13 protein-coding genes, 1 tRNA gene, 1 rRNA gene and 1 other RNA gene are annotated in these 17,037 nt (G+C 23.3%); 6 read left to right on the top strand and 10 right to left on the bottom strand.

Annotated features, from left to right (window positions below; translation table 11 throughout):
- The first annotated feature begins 13 nt into the window (after positions 1-13).
- Together rrf and cspE are read left to right on the top strand one after the other, a co-directional pair.
- Positions 14-129: ribosomal RNA gene (rrf, locus tag D9V62_RS02500) — 5S ribosomal RNA — on the top strand.
- A 295-nt stretch (positions 130-424) separates the two neighbouring features.
- Positions 425-634, top strand: a complete 210-nt coding sequence (cspE, locus tag D9V62_RS02495; protein WP_011091543.1) for a transcription antiterminator/RNA stability regulator CspE — start codon at positions 425-427, stop codon at positions 632-634.
- 107 nt (positions 635-741) lie between these two features.
- On the opposite strand, the gene ybeD is transcribed toward cspE, so the two are convergent.
- Complete coding sequence (ybeD, locus tag D9V62_RS02490; protein ID WP_158340223.1) at positions 742-1,005, bottom strand: DUF493 family protein YbeD; 264 nt, start codon at positions 1,003-1,005, stop codon at positions 742-744.
- 257 nt (positions 1,006-1,262) lie between these two features.
- Between ybeD and cysS the strand changes: the two genes are divergently transcribed.
- The gene (cysS, locus tag D9V62_RS02485) at positions 1,263-2,654 is read left to right on the top strand and encodes a cysteine--tRNA ligase (protein WP_158340222.1); all 1,392 of its coding nucleotides are present in this window, start codon (positions 1,263-1,265) and stop codon (positions 2,652-2,654) included.
- Positions 2,655-2,678: 24 nt separating this feature from the next.
- Here the strand turns inward: cysS and folD are convergent, their stop codons facing one another.
- A complete protein-coding gene (folD, locus tag D9V62_RS02480) occupies positions 2,679-3,536 on the bottom strand; it encodes a bifunctional methylenetetrahydrofolate dehydrogenase/methenyltetrahydrofolate cyclohydrolase FolD (protein ID WP_158340221.1) in 858 nt (285 codons plus the stop codon).
- Positions 3,537-3,664: 128 nt separating this feature from the next.
- Here folD and D9V62_RS02475 point away from each other — a divergent pair.
- Positions 3,665-3,738: transfer RNA gene (locus D9V62_RS02475), tRNA-Arg, on the top strand.
- Between the two features lie 8 nt (positions 3,739-3,746).
- Here D9V62_RS02475 and adk read toward each other — a convergent pair.
- The 4 genes from adk to dnaX all read right to left on the bottom strand — a co-directional run bounded on the left by adk (position 3,747) and on the right by dnaX (position 7,923).
- Complete coding sequence (adk, locus tag D9V62_RS02470) at positions 3,747-4,403, bottom strand: adenylate kinase (RefSeq protein ID WP_158340220.1); 657 nt, start codon at positions 4,401-4,403, stop codon at positions 3,747-3,749.
- 73 nt (positions 4,404-4,476) lie between these two features.
- A complete protein-coding gene (gene htpG, locus D9V62_RS02465) occupies positions 4,477-6,354 on the bottom strand; it encodes a molecular chaperone HtpG (protein WP_158340219.1) in 1,878 nt (625 codons plus the stop codon).
- A gap of 72 nt (positions 6,355-6,426) precedes the next feature.
- Positions 6,427-6,759 carry a YbaB/EbfC family nucleoid-associated protein gene (locus D9V62_RS02460; protein WP_158340218.1) on the bottom strand — a complete coding sequence of 111 codons (333 nt, stop codon included), beginning with the start codon at positions 6,757-6,759 and terminating at the stop codon, positions 6,427-6,429.
- Positions 6,760-6,831: 72 nt separating this feature from the next.
- Positions 6,832-7,923 carry a DNA polymerase III subunit gamma/tau gene (gene dnaX / locus D9V62_RS02455; RefSeq protein ID WP_158340217.1) on the bottom strand — a complete coding sequence of 364 codons (1,092 nt, stop codon included), beginning with the start codon at positions 7,921-7,923 and terminating at the stop codon, positions 6,832-6,834.
- Between the two features lie 131 nt (positions 7,924-8,054).
- Here dnaX and ffs point away from each other — a divergent pair.
- Positions 8,055-8,150, top strand: an RNA gene (gene ffs / locus D9V62_RS02450) — signal recognition particle sRNA small type.
- Between the two features lie 24 nt (positions 8,151-8,174).
- Here ffs and D9V62_RS02445 read toward each other — a convergent pair.
- Both D9V62_RS02445 and D9V62_RS02440 read right to left on the bottom strand, forming a co-directional pair.
- A complete protein-coding gene (locus tag D9V62_RS02445) occupies positions 8,175-9,917 on the bottom strand; it encodes a SmdB family multidrug efflux ABC transporter permease/ATP-binding protein (protein ID WP_158340216.1) in 1,743 nt (580 codons plus the stop codon).
- A gap of 16 nt (positions 9,918-9,933) precedes the next feature.
- Positions 9,934-11,682, bottom strand: coding sequence for a SmdA family multidrug ABC transporter permease/ATP-binding protein (locus D9V62_RS02440; RefSeq protein WP_158340215.1), 1,749 nt, complete (start codon positions 11,680-11,682; stop codon positions 9,934-9,936).
- Positions 11,683-11,838: 156 nt separating this feature from the next.
- Here D9V62_RS02440 and queC point away from each other — a divergent pair, with 156 nt between their 5' ends.
- The gene (queC, locus tag D9V62_RS02435; RefSeq protein ID WP_158340214.1) at positions 11,839-12,549 is read left to right on the top strand and encodes a 7-cyano-7-deazaguanine synthase QueC; all 711 of its coding nucleotides are present in this window, start codon (positions 11,839-11,841) and stop codon (positions 12,547-12,549) included.
- A 67-nt stretch (positions 12,550-12,616) separates the two neighbouring features.
- Here the strand turns inward: queC and D9V62_RS02430 are convergent, their stop codons facing one another.
- Positions 12,617-14,479 carry a SurA N-terminal domain-containing protein gene (locus D9V62_RS02430; RefSeq protein WP_158340213.1) on the bottom strand — a complete coding sequence of 621 codons (1,863 nt, stop codon included), beginning with the start codon at positions 14,477-14,479 and terminating at the stop codon, positions 12,617-12,619.
- 121 nt (positions 14,480-14,600) lie between these two features.
- Positions 14,601-16,934 (bottom strand): endopeptidase La, encoded by a 2,334-nt coding sequence (gene lon / locus D9V62_RS02425; protein WP_158340212.1) that lies wholly within the window; start codon positions 16,932-16,934, stop codon positions 14,601-14,603.
- Positions 16,935-17,037 lie beyond the last annotated feature (103 nt).

Here is a 17,037-nt window from a genome sequence, read left to right as displayed (position 1 = left end):
TATAAAATTAATACCTGGTAAAAATAGTGTAGTGGTACCACCTGAATCCATTCCGAACTCAGAAGTGAAACGCTTCATCGCCAATGGTAGTACGGGGTCTCCCCGTGCGAGAGTAGGTAAATTCCAGGTAATAAAAAACCCGAAAAATTTTTTCGGGTTTTTTTATATTCAAAAAAAAATATTTTTTAAAAATAAATGATTATAAGAATATTTAATATTTTATAAAAATAATTTAATTTTTTATAAGAATAAATATTAAAATTCTTTTTTAATACATTACATTCTAGCTAACAATAGATTTACATGTTAATCTATTAAAAATTTTCTATTATTTTTGATTTTTTATTTTTTTTTGATAAAAATCGTTTATAATTATTTTAGTTCGTTTTTTAATTTAGTATATTTTTATGTGAAGGTAATATAGATGTCCAAGATTAAAGGTAATGTTAAGTGGTTTAATGAATCTAAAGGTTTTGGTTTCATTACTCCAGAAGATGGAAGTAAAGATGTATTTGTTCACTTTTCAGCTATACAAAGTAATGGATTTAAAACTTTATCAGAAGGTCAAAGTGTCGAGTTTGAGATTACTGAGGGAGCAAAGGGACCGTCTGCTGCTAATGTTATTAGTTTATAGGATATTGATTTATCATGTATTATAAATGAAAATAAATATATATAAAATAATAAATATTCTTTTTAGTACGGCTCTTTATCGAGCTGTACTATATGAAAAATACATTTTTATAAAACCATTCTTACCATATTTATTTGACTAATATCATGATATAGTCTTTCAATTTGTTTAAAATTTTTAGCACATATTGTAATTGAAATAGAAATATAGTTTCCCCTGTTACTTGATTTAACTTGAGGTGTGTAATCTCCAGGAATCTGAATTTGAATGACTTTTATTATCTGATCAATAAGTTCAGGTTGTGCTAAACCAATGATCTTATAAGTAAAAAAACAAGGGAATTTTAACATTTCTCGTAATTTTGTCTTCATTAATTAATCCTGGTTTTATTTTTTTAAAATATTTACTTTTATAATGAATCTTATAAAATATTCTATATTAACAGAATATATAATTACTTTAACAATTAATGTATATTGCAATATTTTTATATATTTTAAAACTTAATTTATTATAAATTTTTTTAAAATATTAAAATTATAAATAATATAATTAGTTTATCATATTGACAATATAGAAAATAATATATTTTATATTATTTTTTTTAAAAATTTTTTATAGGAAAATTATGTTAAAAATTTTTAATACATTGACTGGAAAAAAAGAAAAGTTTATATCTACTAAAGATAAAAAAGTTAATTTATATGTTTGTGGTGTTACTGTTTATGATTTTTGTCATATCGGTCATGCGCGTACTTTTGTTGTTTTTGATATGATTGTACGTTATTTAAAATTTTTAGGGTATCAAGTAAAATATATTAGAAATATTACAGATGTTGACGATAAAATTATTTTGAAATCTTTAGAAAAAAATGTAGATATTAAATATTTTTCAAACAAAATGATAGATGCAATGAATCAAGATTTTCTTCGTTTAGGAATTGATGCTCCTGATTCAGAACCAAGAGTTACAGAACATATTCACGATATAATTAAAATTATTGAAAAATTAATTGAAAATAAAAATGCATATATAAATAGTCAAGGTGATGTAATTTTTTCGATAGATAGTGATATATTTTATGGATCTTTATCTCGTCAATCTTTACAAAAATTAATTTCTAATAGATATATAAATTCACATATAAATAAAAAAAATCCATTAGATTTTGTACTATGGAAAAAATCGAAAGAAAAAGATAGATTTTTTTGGGAATCACCTTGGGGAAAAGGTCGACCTGGATGGCATATTGAATGCTCAGCTATTACTAATTTTATATTTGAAAATTATATAGATATTCATGGAGGTGGTTCAGATTTATTATTTCCTCATCATGAAAATGAAATATCTCAATCAAGATGTTTTAATAATAATTTTAAAATAAATTATTGGATGCATTCTGGAATGGTGATAATACATGATCAAAAAATGTCTAAATCTTTAGGTAATGCATATTTTTTAAAAGATATTTTACTACAATATCAATCTGAAGTGTTACGTTATTTTTTCTTATCTACACATTATCGACATCCTATTTATTATTCTGAAAAAAATTTACATGCAGCAGAATTATCATTAAAATATTTATATAATACATTATATAATACACATCCTATTGCTAATTCCACAGAAGGTATAAATTTTGAATCGTTGTTTTTTAATGCTATAAATGATGATTTTAATACACCAGAAGCATTTTTTATTTTAATAAAATTAGCTCGAAAAATTAATTATTTAAAAAGTTGTGATTTATATAAATCTAATTTATTTGCTTTTAGGTTAAAAAAACTAGCTAGTAGTTTAAATTTTTTATTAGAAAAACCTGAAGATTTTTTACAAAAAAAATCTTTTTTTAGTCAAGAAAAAGTAAAAAAAATTGAAATGTTAATTGAGAAAAGAAACATTTCTAGAAGTTTAAAATTGTGGAAAGAAGCTGATAAATTACGCGAAGAAATAATGAAATTAGATGTTATTTTAGAAGATTCCCCTAATAAAACATTTTGGCGATATAATAAATAATTGATTTAAACTTTACTTTTTTTATTAAATATCATGATATTTTTCGCAGGCTTCTAGTGTATTTTGGAGTAATGTCACAACAGTCATAGGTCCCACTCCTCCTGGTACTGGAGTGATATAAGAAGCTTTTAAATATGCCGACTTAAAATCAACATCTCCAACTATGGAACCATTTGGTAATCGATTAATTCCTACATCAACAACAATAGTGTCTTTTTTTATCCAATTTCCTGATAAAAATTTTGGTTTTCCAACAGCTACAACTAATAAATCAGCGTTATTTACGTGACTTTTTAAATTTTTAGTGAATCTATGTGTAATAGTTGTTGTACAACCTGCTAACAATAATTCCATACTCATGGGTCTTCCTACTATATTAGAAGCTCCTATTACAACTGCATTAAGCCCATGTGTTTTGATTTTCATATAATTTAGCATAGTAATAATTCCTTTCGGAGTACAAGCTCTTAAAGTAGGATTTCTTTGGCATAATAATCCAGTATTATATGGATGAAATCCATCTACGTCTTTATCTGGTCTAATACTTGTAAAAATCTTAAAATGATTTATTTTTTTAGGAATTGGTAATTGTATTAAAATACCATCTATATTAATATCGTTATTTAATTCATTAATAAGATGCAATACTTTTTCTTCACTAACAGTATTAGGAAAATTCCAATATTTAGACATTAATCCAACATGTTTACAAGCTAATATTTTTCTATTTACATATATTTTAGAAGCAGAATTATTTCCTATTAAAACTACTGCTAATCCTGGGATTCTTTTTCCATGTTTTTTTCTTTTTTTTATTTTTTTTAAAATTTTTATTTCTAAACTTCTTGCTATTTTTTTACCGTCTATAATTATTGCTGACATTATTTAACTCGATTAATTTTGCAATTTAATTGAAAATTATTTAGTATTTAATAAATTTTTTAAACATAATATTAATTTAGTTGCATATATATTATTTTAATGTTAAATTTTATATTATATTTTTTAATGCGTTCTTAGCTCAGATGGATAGAGCAACGGCCTTCTAAGCCGTAGGTCACAGGTTCGAATCCTGTAGAACGCAAAAATAAATTAATTTTTATTTTCTTCTAGAATTATTTGTATTTTTTTTTGAATAGTATCTGGTTTTTCTGTTCCATTAATTTTAAAAAATTTTAATTTTTTTAATTTATCTTCTTTTAAATAAAATTTAGTTAATATAGAATTATTTTTTTTGTAGTTTTCAAGTCTATTTTGAATACTTTTTATTTTATCATCTTCTCTAATAATAAGATTTTCTTTAGTAATATCGTCTTTTCCATCTTCTTGAGGTGGATTGAATTGGATATGATATGTTCTACCTGATTGTATATGTATTCTTCTTCCTGATATTCTTTGTAGTATTAATTGGTCTGGCACAATAAATTCAAATACAAAATTAATTTTAATTCCTAAATGTGATATATATTTTGCTTGTTTAATTGTTCTAGGAAATCCATCTAATAAAAATCCTTGAATACAATCTTTTTTTTGTATTCTTTGATAAACAAGATCACAAACAATATTATCTGAAACTAATTCACCATTTTTTAAAATATTAAATATTCTTTTTCCAATTTTATTTTTTAATTGAATATGTTCTCTTAGTATATCTCCTGTAGAGATTTGTGGAATATTGTATTTTTTTACAATAAATTTAGATTGAGTGCCTTTGCCAGTACCTGGTGCGCCTAATAAAATAATATGCATAATTATTTTTTATGTTATTTTAAAATAGTTTTAAGATTCAGATTACTACTATAAATAAGTAGTAATCATATTTTTATAATTGTATAAATAATTTATTCATTCTAGCAATAAATTCATGTGGATTATCTAAATTTCCTTTTTCAGCAAATAATGCTTGATCTAATAATAATTTAATCCATTCTTCAAATATTTCATCGTTGCTCATTGTACATATTTTTTTAATTAATTCATGTTTTGGGTTAATTTCAAATATATATTTTAATTCTGGAACAGGTTGTCCTGCAGCTGTAAAAAGTTTGGCCATTTGTGTGCTCATTTCATTTGAGTCACTTAATACAATACATGGAGTTTCTGTTAATCTATTTGTTAATCTTACAGATTTTACTTTATCACCAAGTATTTTTTTAACTTTGATTAAAAAATCCACTATTTCTTTCGATGTTTCTTCTTTGTTGGTTATTTTTTCTTCTACAAGTTTATTTAAGGATAAATCTTCTTTGCTAATAGATTGAAATTTCTTGCCTTCAAATTCAACGAGATAATTCATCATCCATTCATCAATTCTATCTGATAACAATAAAACATCAATACCTTTTTTGTTAAATAATTCAAGATGAGGACTATTTTTAGCAGACATATAACTATCAGCAGTAATATAATATATCTTTTCTTGTTTGTCACACATATCAGATATATATTGTTTCAATGAAATTTTCTGTTCTGAACTATTATTTTTCATTGATGTAAATCGTAAAAGATTAGCAATCAAATTTAAATTTTCACTATCTTCTGCCGGTCCTTCTTTTAAAACTAATCCAAACTGATTCCAAAAAGATTGATATTTTTCGTTATCATTATTAGATAACTTATCTAACATTTTTAGTGATCTTTTTACTAATGCTTTTTTCAAATTTTGAGTAATAGAGTTATTTTGCAATATTTCTCTAGAAACATTTAAAGGTAAATTACTTGAGTCTATTATTCCTCTAATAAATCTAAGATAGTTTGGTAGAAATTCTTGTGAGTTATCCATAATATAAACACGTTTTACATATAATTTTAAACCATGCTTATTATCTCTATTCCAAATGTCCCAAGCTGCTTTTTCTGGAATATATAATAAACTAATATATTCATGAGTACCTTCTACATGATTATGGCTCCAAGTAATAGGATTATTTTGATCATTAGTAAGATATTTATAAAATTCTTGATATTCTTTATCACTAATAGAAGATTTATTTCTGATCCATAATGCTTGAGCTTTATTTATTTGTTCCCAAAAATATGTTTTGTTTTTTTCATCATAGATTTGTATTTCGACTGGTACAGTAATATGATCTGAATATTTATTAACTATATTTTTAATTTTCCATGTTTCTAAAAATTCATCTTCTTCTTTTTTTAAAAATAATGTAATTTCAGTACCTTGTGTTTTTTTTATAACATTGGTTATGTTGTATTCACCTTCTCCTGAAGATTCCCATAATATTCCTTCATTAGATTGATTTCCAGCAAATTTTGTTCTTACTAATACTTTTTCTGAAACTATAAAAGACGAATAAAAACCAACTCCAAATTCACCAATTAATTCGTTTTTAATATTGTTTTTTTTATCTTCTAAAGATTTTAAAAATGATTTAGTACCTGATTTAGCAATGGTTCCTAAATTTTCAATTATATCTTTTCGTGTCATTCCAATTCCATTATCATTAATAATCAGCGTTCTTTGTGATTTATTAATAGAAATTTGAATTTTCGGTTTATTGTTGTTGTATAAATTTGGTGATGATATAGACTCAAATCGCAGTTTGTCTATTGCGTCTGATGCATTAGATATTAATTCTCTTAAAAAAATCTCTTTATTTGAATATAAAGAATGAATCATTAAATGTAACAGTTGTTTAACTTCAGATTGAAAACTATATGTTTCTTTCTTTTGTATATTCATAGATAATCCTTTATTAAATTAGCATATAAAATATTTTTAAAAATTTATTTAAAAAATTAACATTTTTAAAGTTTATATTGGCATATTAAATCCTGGAGGTAATTGCATTCCAGTAGATATAGCAGACATTTTTTTCTTCTGGACTTCAGATATTCTTCTAGTTGCATCATTAAATGCCGCAGCTGCTAAATCTTCTAACATATCTTTATCATCATCTTTTAATAAACTTGGATCTATTTCTATACGTCTACAGTTATGAGATCCATTAATAGTTACTTTTACTAATCCTGCTCCTGCTTCTCCTGTAACTTCCATTTTAGCCATTTCTTCTTGTATTTGTGCCATTTTTTCTTGCATTTGTTGAGCTTGTTTCATTAGATTTCCTAAACCACCTTTACTAAACATAATTTTCTCACTTTTAAAATTTTTGAAAATATTTTAATAAAAAATAAATTTGTTACTTATTTTTTATAACGTTTATTTTTTTATTTCTTCAATCGCTCGTAGTAAAGTCATTTTTACACCTATTTGATGATTCGGTGAAAAAACTAATTCTTTTCTTCCATTTAACAAAATTTTATAACATGTTTGAATATCTTTTTTATTTTTTTTATATGCTATATTTTTTATATCGTATTGGTCATTTTCAGAAATATTTTTACTCCATTCTAATGAATATAACTTAATCATGGCAATATGATGTAACATACGTAACATTTCGATTAAAATATTTTCCCACTCTATATTAATCTTGTTCATTTTATCTAATAAAAATATGATTTTGTTAAAATCTTTATCTAGCAAAAATTTAGTTAACAAGTAAATATTTTTTTTATTAGGTATACCTAATATTTTGTTGATATTTTTTAAATTAATGTTATTTTTACTAAAACTTATAGCATGTTCTAATAAATTCAATGAATCTCGCATACTACCTTTAGCATATTCAGATATTGTTTTTAAGGCATTTACATCAAAATTAATATTTTCATTGTTTAAAACAAATGTTAAATAATCAAAAATATTTTTTTCAGATAATATATTTAGTTTAAAATATAAACAACGAGATATAATAGTTTTAGGTATTTTTTCTATATCTGTTGTTGCTAAAATAAATTTAATATGTTTAGGTGGTTCTTCAAGAGTTTTTAAAAGTGCATTAAAACTATGTCGAGAAAGCATATGTACTTCGTCAATTAAATATATTTTAAATCTACTTTTAATTGGAGAATAATAAATATTATCTAAGATTTCTCTCATATCTTCTATTTTTGTTCTTGAAGCTGCATCTATTTCAATAAAATCAAGACAAGTGCCTTTTTCTATTTCTTTGCAAGTCATACATTTTCTACAAGGTGTAGAAGTAATTTTTGTATGACAATTTAAGCTTTTAGCTAGTAATCTACCAATAGTAGTTTTACCTACTCCTCTAGTTCCAGATAATAACCATGCATGATGAATTTTCCCCATATCAATTGCATTGCATATAGCAGTTATGATATATTTCTGACCAACAATTTCTTGAAAAGATTGAGGACGATATTTTCTTGCTAATATTTGATAGTTCATGTTTTTTTAAATATTATTATAATATTATTTTCATTTAAAAATAAAAAATTTTTACAATATTAGTTGTAAATTATATATTTAGTGTATAGAATATGAAATTCAATTTTTTTATATAAAATTAAAGAAGATTCTGTTAGTCCTCAACACTGTTAAGTTGAAAAACGAGTCAGATCTGGAAAGAAGCAGCTACATCAATGAATGCAGGTGTTTTGTTATAACTAACAGGATCTTCTAAATTAAATATTTTGATATTAATATTTAGATAATTGAAAATTATACATTTTTGAATAACAACCTTTTATTTTTAGTAATTTTTCATGTTTTCCAAATTCTACAATGTTCCCTTTATCTAATACTATAATAAGATCAGCATCAACTATTGTAGACAATCTATGTGCGATAACAATTAATGTGGTATTTTTTTTTATAAAAGATAAAGTTTTTTGAATTAATTTTTCGGTTCCAGAATCAATATTGGCAGTTGCTTCATCTAATATAAGTATTTTCGGATTTTTTACAAGTATTCTAGCAATAGATAGTAATTGTTTTTGACCAACAGATAAAGTATTTCCTTCTTCTCCTAAAATAGAATATAAACCTTTTGGCATTGATTTTACTAAAGAAAAAAGATTAACAATTTTTAATATTTTCCATATTTCATCTTCTGATATTTTTCTTCCTAATGCAATATTAGAAAAAAAAGTATCTGCTAAAATTATCGGATCTTGTTGTACTATTAATATATTTTTTCTTAAAACACAATGGCTTATAGAATTAATAGGTTTATCATCAAGATATATTTCTCCGTGTTTTATTGGATAGTATCCCATTAATAAATTAGCTAAAGTACTTTTACCGCTACCTGTATGACCTACAAATGCAACAAAACTTTTAGATGGAATATCTATATTAATATTATTAAGTATATTCTTTTGATTTTCTGAATAACTAAAGCTTAGATTTTTAATATTTATTTTTCCGGTTTTAAATCTTTTTTTATTTCTTCCATATTCTTGTTTTTTTGAATCTATAAGAGAGAATATTCTTTCTCCTGCTACGATTGCTTGTTGTAATATAGATTGTTGAATAGTTATAGAAATTAAAGGTTCATTAAGACGTCCAAGATATGTAATAAAAGCATATAATATTCCGACTTCAAATACTTCATTTTTGAAATAACTAAATGAAAAAATAAAACTACATAATACTAATGCTGATATTAAACTTAATAATGGTCGTAGTAAAAAACCATCTAATTTTAATATTCTCATACGTGCTAAGTAATGTAATTGACTGCTATTTTGAATACTTTTTTTAAATCTATTTTGTTGTCTAAATTGTTGAATAACATTCATTCCATTAATAGTTTCATTAAATTTATTATTAATGTTTGCTAAGTAATACCTAACATTTCTAAGTAAGGGAGTACTATAGTACTGATAAATTGACATAATAACAATTACTAATGGTATAATAAAAATTGCAATTATCGCCATGTGCCACTCAAGAGTAAACATAGCAAATAGTATAATAATAATTAATGTTATACTTCTAAATAAAGTGGGTGCAACAGTATCATATAATTCTTTAATTACTTCAGTATCATTAGTAACTTTGGAAATTATTTGACCAATAGGTTGTGAATCAAATTGATAAATAGGTTGTTTTATTGCTGAATTCATAACATCATTGCGTAATTTATTAATGACTCGTACAGCTATTTTATTAAAATAAATACTTTGAAAATAATTAAAAAAAACTGCTAATATTTGTAATATAATGAATATCGCTATAATAATTAGTGTTGATTGAAAATAAAATTTATGTTTAGATAAAATGTTATTAATAAAATAACTAATTAAAATAGGCCCTAAAACTTCTGAAGTTGCGCCACTTATAAGTAAACAAAACGCTAATATAATTTTTTTTTTCCAAGGTATCGCATATTTTATTAAACGTTTTAAAATTGGCCAAAATTCTATTAAATGATCCATATTATAAATTTCTCATCTATTTTAAATTATCCTCAATTTTTTTTGATTGTTGGTGGTAATACATAGATTGATACCAATTTTTTTCTTTTATCAATTCTTTATGACTTCCTTTTTGAATAATTATACCTTTTTTAATAACAATAATTTCATCTGAATTAATTAATCCAGATAAACGATGAGCGACAATAATTAAAGAATGTCTTTTGGTTTTCCATTTTTTTAAGTTATTTAAAATATTATTTTCAGTATTTCCATCTACTGCAGATAAAGCATCATCTAAGATTAATATTTCTGCATTTAATAACAATGCTCGAGCTATACAAATACGTTGCTTTTGTCCGCCAGATAACATCACACCTCGTTCACCTACTTGTGTTTGATATCCTTTAGGTAAGCATATAATATCTTTATGTACATCTGCTAAATATGCTGCTGTTTCAATTTCATTTTTAGATGCATTAGGCTTTCCTAAAGAAATATTATTATATATATTATCTGAAAATAAGAATGCAGTTTGATTAACGACAGAAATTTTACTTCTCCAATAATTGATTTTTAATTCTAATAATGAAATCGAATCATAAGTTATTTTTCCGTCAGTAATTTCAAATTGTCTTTGTAGTAATTTTAATAAAGTACTTTTTCCAGAACCAGTAGGTCCGCAAATACCTAAAGTTTTACCTGGTACAAGAGTAAAATTAATTTCTTTTAAAGATGGAATATTTCTTTTGGGATAAAAAAAAGTATTAATATTTACATTTATTAACTTTTCAGTATTAGATGATATTTTTTCACCATCTTTAATATATAGTTTTTTATTAATAATTGAATAAATTCTTTCCCATGCTGCACTGCCTCTTTCAACTATATTAAACATCCATGCTAATGCTAACATTGGCCAAATCATTAAACCTAAATACATAATAAAACTTGTTAATTGACCTATCGTAATTATTTCATTTGATACTAAATATCCACCTACAGTGATTGCTAATAAGTTAGAAAATGCTACTGATAAATAAATTACCGGATCAAAACGAGCATCTATCTTAGCTACTTCCATATTCTTTTTTCCAGCTTCATTAACAATATTATTAAATTTTTTTAATTGATTATTTTCCAACCCGAATGATCTAATCATTCGAATACTAGTTAATATTTCCTGTGTTTGATTATTTAATAAAGAAAATGAATGTTGTGCGTTTCTAAATTTATCATGTAGTTCTTTTCCGTATTTTTTGATTAAAATACCCATAATAGGCATTGGTATAAGAGAAATTATTGTTAATAACCAGCTAATTTGCGAAATCATTACAATTAGTACAGATAAACCCATAATAGATGAATCTATAAGTGTTAAAACACCTTCTCCTGCTGCGAATACAATGCGATCAACATCATTTGTAGCTCTAGCAATTAAATCTCCAGTTCTGTTTTTTAAAAAAAATATTTGACTTTGCTTACTTAGATGTGAATAAAATTTAACTCGTAATTCGGTTGCAAGATTATAAGATGCCCCAAACAAAAGAATTCTCCATAAATATCTTAATATATATACAATAATTGCAATTAAAAAAATAATTGAAATCCATGGTAATATTTTTATACCATTCATTTTTTCTTTGATAATTAGGTCTATTAAAATTCCGATTATCTTAGGTGGTATTAATTGTAAAAACGCTATAGTTATTAATAAAATAAAAGACCCTAAATATCGTTTCCATTCTTGTATAAAATACCATTTTAATTGGTTAAACAATCTCACAAAATAATCCTAAAATGTAAATATTAAAAATATATATTTTAATATTATATATTTTTTTAATTAATTTTATTTTTTAAAATTAAAAATATTTTTTTATTCTTGATATATAATATTAATTATAATATTTTTAAAAATCGTTATATAAAAAATAAAATTATGAATAAGAAGAAAAAAAAAGTACTAATAGTTTTTAGCGGCGGACAAGACTCAACAACTTGTTTAATACATTATGCTAATTTGTATAAAGACATTTATTGTATTACCTTTGATTATGATCAATTACATAAATCTGAAATTTATTCTTCTCGTTTTATCTCAAAATATTTTAAAGTAAAAAAACATATATTTATAGATATTAAATTTTTAAAAAATCTTTCTCGAAGTAGTTTAACAAATAAAAATATTTCTATTTGTAATAATCATCCATTACACTCATTTTTACCTAGTACTTTTGTTCCTGGTCGTAATATTTTGTTTTTAACTTTATCTTCTATATATGCTTTTAATAATAAAATTGATTCTGTTGTTTTAGGTGTTAATACAGTTGATTTTTCTGGTTATCCAGATTGTAGAAATGAATTTATTGAAACTATGAATCGTGTTATTCAAATCGGAATGGATTGTCAAATTAGTTTTAAAGTTCCTTTAATGAATTTAAGTAAAGCAGAAATCTGGTCTTTATCGCATTATTGGAACTCAAGTAAATTTATTCTTAATCATACAGTAACTTGTTATAAAGGTGTTATAGGTAATGGATGTGGCCAATGTCAAGCATGTATTATTCGTTATGAAGGATTTTATAAATGGAAAACTAATCCTTCATATTATATGAAAAAATTAAAAGATAAATTTAATTTTTATGAATAATTTTTTATATATGTTGTAAATGATGTAAATATAAAAATATTTTATTTAAAGAAATATTGAAATATATTTATATCTGTTCTGTTGCGTTATATATAATTTTAGAATGTTTATGAAGATTTTTAATAATAGAGTTAAATATTTTTTCTATATTATTTTTCTCTAAATATTTAATAATCATTTTTTCTTCGTTTTTTGAAAATTTTTCATTATAAATTTTTGATATAAATGCAATTACAAAATTTTTGTTTTTATCTTGATACATAGTGTAAATTTTTTTTTCATGAATATTATATGGCATTGAAAAAATTTTAGATACAATAGGATTGTGATCATATCGAGATAGTGTTTCTGAATGATTAAATAGCAAATGTTCTTTAAGTAATATTTTTTTATTTCCATTATTTAACTCAAATAAAATTTTTTTTGTTTTTTCTTTTGTTTCTTTAATTGCTTTAATGTTTTTTAAAATGTTTATAATATTATTTTTAACATTTTTAAATTCTTTTAATTTTTTTAGTTTAATATTTTTTATCGTTAATAAAAATAATTGGTTATTTTTTAACTCAATTAACCATGGATTTAATTTAACTATCTGTTCTTTATTTAATAAGCCTTGTTTAAAGATCATTTTTTTTAAAGTAGGATTTTGCAATATTTTAGGAATAGAATTTTTATCAAACCATTGAGTTTCTACAAATCTAATATTAGATTTCTTTTCAATTAAATCAAATCGATTTTTATATTTTTTAGATAAAAATAAAATTTTATTTTTTAATCTATAATATTCATCTAAAGATTTTTTATGTTTTATTTCAGATTTAATTATATTATATACTTCAGAAATTTTTTTGATTTTTTTAAATAAAATTTTGTTTAATTTAACAATTACAAATTCACCGTTGAATGGAACAATATCAGAAATTTGATTATTTTGATCTAAATTTAATTTTTTTATTTCTTCAGGTATTAAATTAGTTGGTATCCATCCAATATTTCCTCCTTTTTTAGAAGAAATTGGTTCAATTGAATTTTGTTTTGCTATTTTTGAAAAATCTTCCCCGTTTCTTAACTTTGACAATATTAATAAAGCTTCTTTTTTAGTTTTAATTTGAATAATACTATAATTTCTTTTTTCTTGAGTTGAGTATTTATTTATGTTTTTTTGATACCAATTTTTAACTTCTTGATCGTTGCATTTTATATTTAATTCATTTGGTTTGATGTAAATATAGCTCACTTTAAATTGTTCTGGATTATAAAATTTATTTTTATTTTTATTAAAATAATTTAATATTTCTATATTATTTATGTTTTGATTTTTTATAGAATTAATTTTAAAAATTGTTTTTTTAATTATTCTTTTTTGAGATAATAAATTTATTATATGTTTTTTTTCACTATCTAACATAAAATCTGTTTCTGCAATAGTATTAATTAAACTTATTGTATTTAATTTTTTTTTAATTAACTCTATATATTCATAATTCGTTAAATTAACTGATTTTAAATAATTTAAATATTTTTCGTTATTAAATTTATTATTTTCTTGAAACATATTAGAGTTGAATATTATTTTTTTAATTTCACTATTATCTAAATCAAATTTTATATTTTTTGTATATTGCTCTAATAAAATATTATTTATTAATTGAGATAATACATAATCATATATATTTTTTTTAAATTTTTTATAATTTTTAATTATATTTAAATTTTTGTCTAATATTTTTTTTTGTTTGTTTAGTTCAATGTTAAATATATTTTGAAATGTTTCAATACTAATCTTTTCTTCATTAACTTGTGCTATATATTTTGTTGTATCTTTATGAATGTAATTATTTAGAGTGCTAAAAATTATTGATAAAATAATTATTCCTAGAATACATTTGACTACAATATGTTTTAATCGTAGATTAAAAAATTTAATCATAATACACAAATCCTAAATATTTTTAATTTTATATTGAAATTTTATAATTTTTTAATTTGTACTATAAAGGCTGACAACTTTTTGCCAGCCAAATTTACTTTGATATAAATATATTTTATTATCATACATAAGGTATATTTTCTAATGCCAATTTTAATACTTCTTCAATGTTTTTAACTGGATGTATTATTAATCCATCAATAATATTCTTTGGTATTTCTTCTAAATGACATTGGTTTTCATATGGGATTAAGACTGTTTTAATACCTCCACGATGTGCTGCTAGTAGTTTTTCTTTTAAACCTCCAATAGTTAATACTTTTCCTTGTAATGTAATTTCACCTGTCATAGCAACATTAGATTTAACTGGATTTTTTGTTAAAGAAGAAACTATAGCAGTACACATTGCAATACCTGCACTCGGACCATCTTTCGGAGTAGCACCTTCTGGAACATGTACATGAATATCATGTTTTTCGTAAAAATCTTTTTTAATTCCCAATTTTTTAGCTTGAGATCGAACTACTGTTACTGCAGCTTGAATTGATTCTTGCATTACCTCACCTAAAGAACCAGTATAAGTAAGTTTTCCTTTGCCTGAAACACATGCTGTTTCAATTGTTAATAACTCTCCACCAACTTCTGTCCATGCTAATCCAACTACTTGTCCAATTTGATTGGATTTGTTTGTTTTACCATAGTCAAATCGTTTTATTCCTAAAAAATCACTAATATTTTTATTGTTTATTTCAATATATTTTAAAGATTTATTCAAAATTAATTTTTTTACTACTTTTCTGCATATTTTAGATATTTCACGTTCTAAACTACGAACACCAGCTTCCCGTGTGTAGTATTGAATAATATTCATTATAGCGCAATCAGTAATTGTTAATTCATTGGGATTTAAAGCATTTCTTTCAATTTGTTTAGGATATAAATAAGATTTTGCAATATTTAATTTTTCATTTTCTGTATAACCGGAAAGTCGAATAATTTCCATTCTATCAAGTAGTGGAGCAGGTATATTCATTGAATTTGAAGTTGCAACAAACATTACGTCAGAGAGATCGTAATCTACTTCTAAGTAATGATCATTAAAATTAATATTTTGTTCTGGATCAAGAACTTCTAATAATGCAGAAGCTGGATCTACTCTAACATCACAAGACATTTTATCAATTTCATCAAGTAAAAATAATGGATTTTTTACCTTAGCTTTAATCATTTTTTGAATTAATTTTCCAGGCATTGATCCTATATATGTACGACGATGACCTCTAATTTCAGCTTCATCTCTTATTCCACCTAGTGCCATTCTTACATATTTTCTACCTGTAGATCTTGCAATAGACTTACCTAACGATGTTTTACCTACACCTGGAGGTCCAATTAAACATAAAATAGGACCTTTAACTTTATTTGTTCTACTTTGTACTGCTAAATACTCTAATATTCTTTCTTTAACTTTTTCAAGTCCAAAATGATCAATATCAAGAATTTTTTTAGCTTCTTGAATATCTTTTTTTATTTTTGTTTTTACATTCCAAGGAACTTGTATCATCCAATCAATGTAACTTCGTACAACAGTTGCTTCTGCAGACATAGGTGACATCATTTTTAGTTTTTGTAGTTCTGATTCTGTTTTTTCTTTAGCTTCTTTAGGCATTTTTAAAGATTTAATTTTACGTTTTAAAACTTTATTTTCATCTGGAATTTCATCCATATCACCGAGTTCTTTTTGAATAGCTTTTATTTGTTCATTCAAATAATATTCTCTTTGACTTTTTTCCATTTGTTTTTTAACACGATTTCTAATTCTTTTTTCTACTTGTAATAGATCTATTTCTGATTCCATTATTGCCATTAAAAATTCTAGTCTTTTATTTATATTTTTTATTTCAAGTACTGATTGTTTATCATTTAATTTTAATGGCATATGAGCTGCAATTGTATCTGCTAGTTTTTCTGAATTTGTTATATTATTAAGAGTATTTAATATTTCTGATGGAATTTTTTTATTAAGTTTAATATAAGATTCAAATTGATTAATTGTAGTTCTAATTAATACTTTATGTTCTTTATTTAAAATATTAGAAGTACTGATTAATTCTACTTCAGCAATATAATGTTCTCCTGTATTAATTAAATTTTTTATATAAGCACGTTGTAAACCTTCAACTAATACCTTTACTGTACCATCTGGAAGTTTTAACATTTGTAAAATTGAACTAATAGTTCCTATATTAAACAAATCATTTGTATTTGGTTCATCTTTCGATGCTTCTTTTTGTGCAATTAACATAATTTTTTTATCATTATTCATAGATGTTTCAATACATTTAATTGATTTTTTACGACCTACAAATAATGGAATGACCATATGAGGATATACAACTACATCTCTTAATGGTAAAACGGGAATTTTAATGCGTTCAGAACGCTCAGAATTCATAGAGCTCTCTCTTAGTTGAATTTCCGCTACTGTGTGTAAATTTGAAAACTGCAAGATATAAAAATATACAGTTATATTTATAATTAATCTAATTTATATTAAT

The sequence above is a fragment of the Buchnera aphidicola (Aphis helianthi) genome (assembly GCF_005083845.1).
In the GTDB taxonomy this organism is placed as follows: Bacteria; Pseudomonadota; Gammaproteobacteria; order Enterobacterales; family Enterobacteriaceae; genus Buchnera; species Buchnera aphidicola_AW.
The sequence above is the reverse complement of the archived record's forward strand: the minus strand, read 5'-3'. Positions and strand labels throughout refer to the sequence as shown.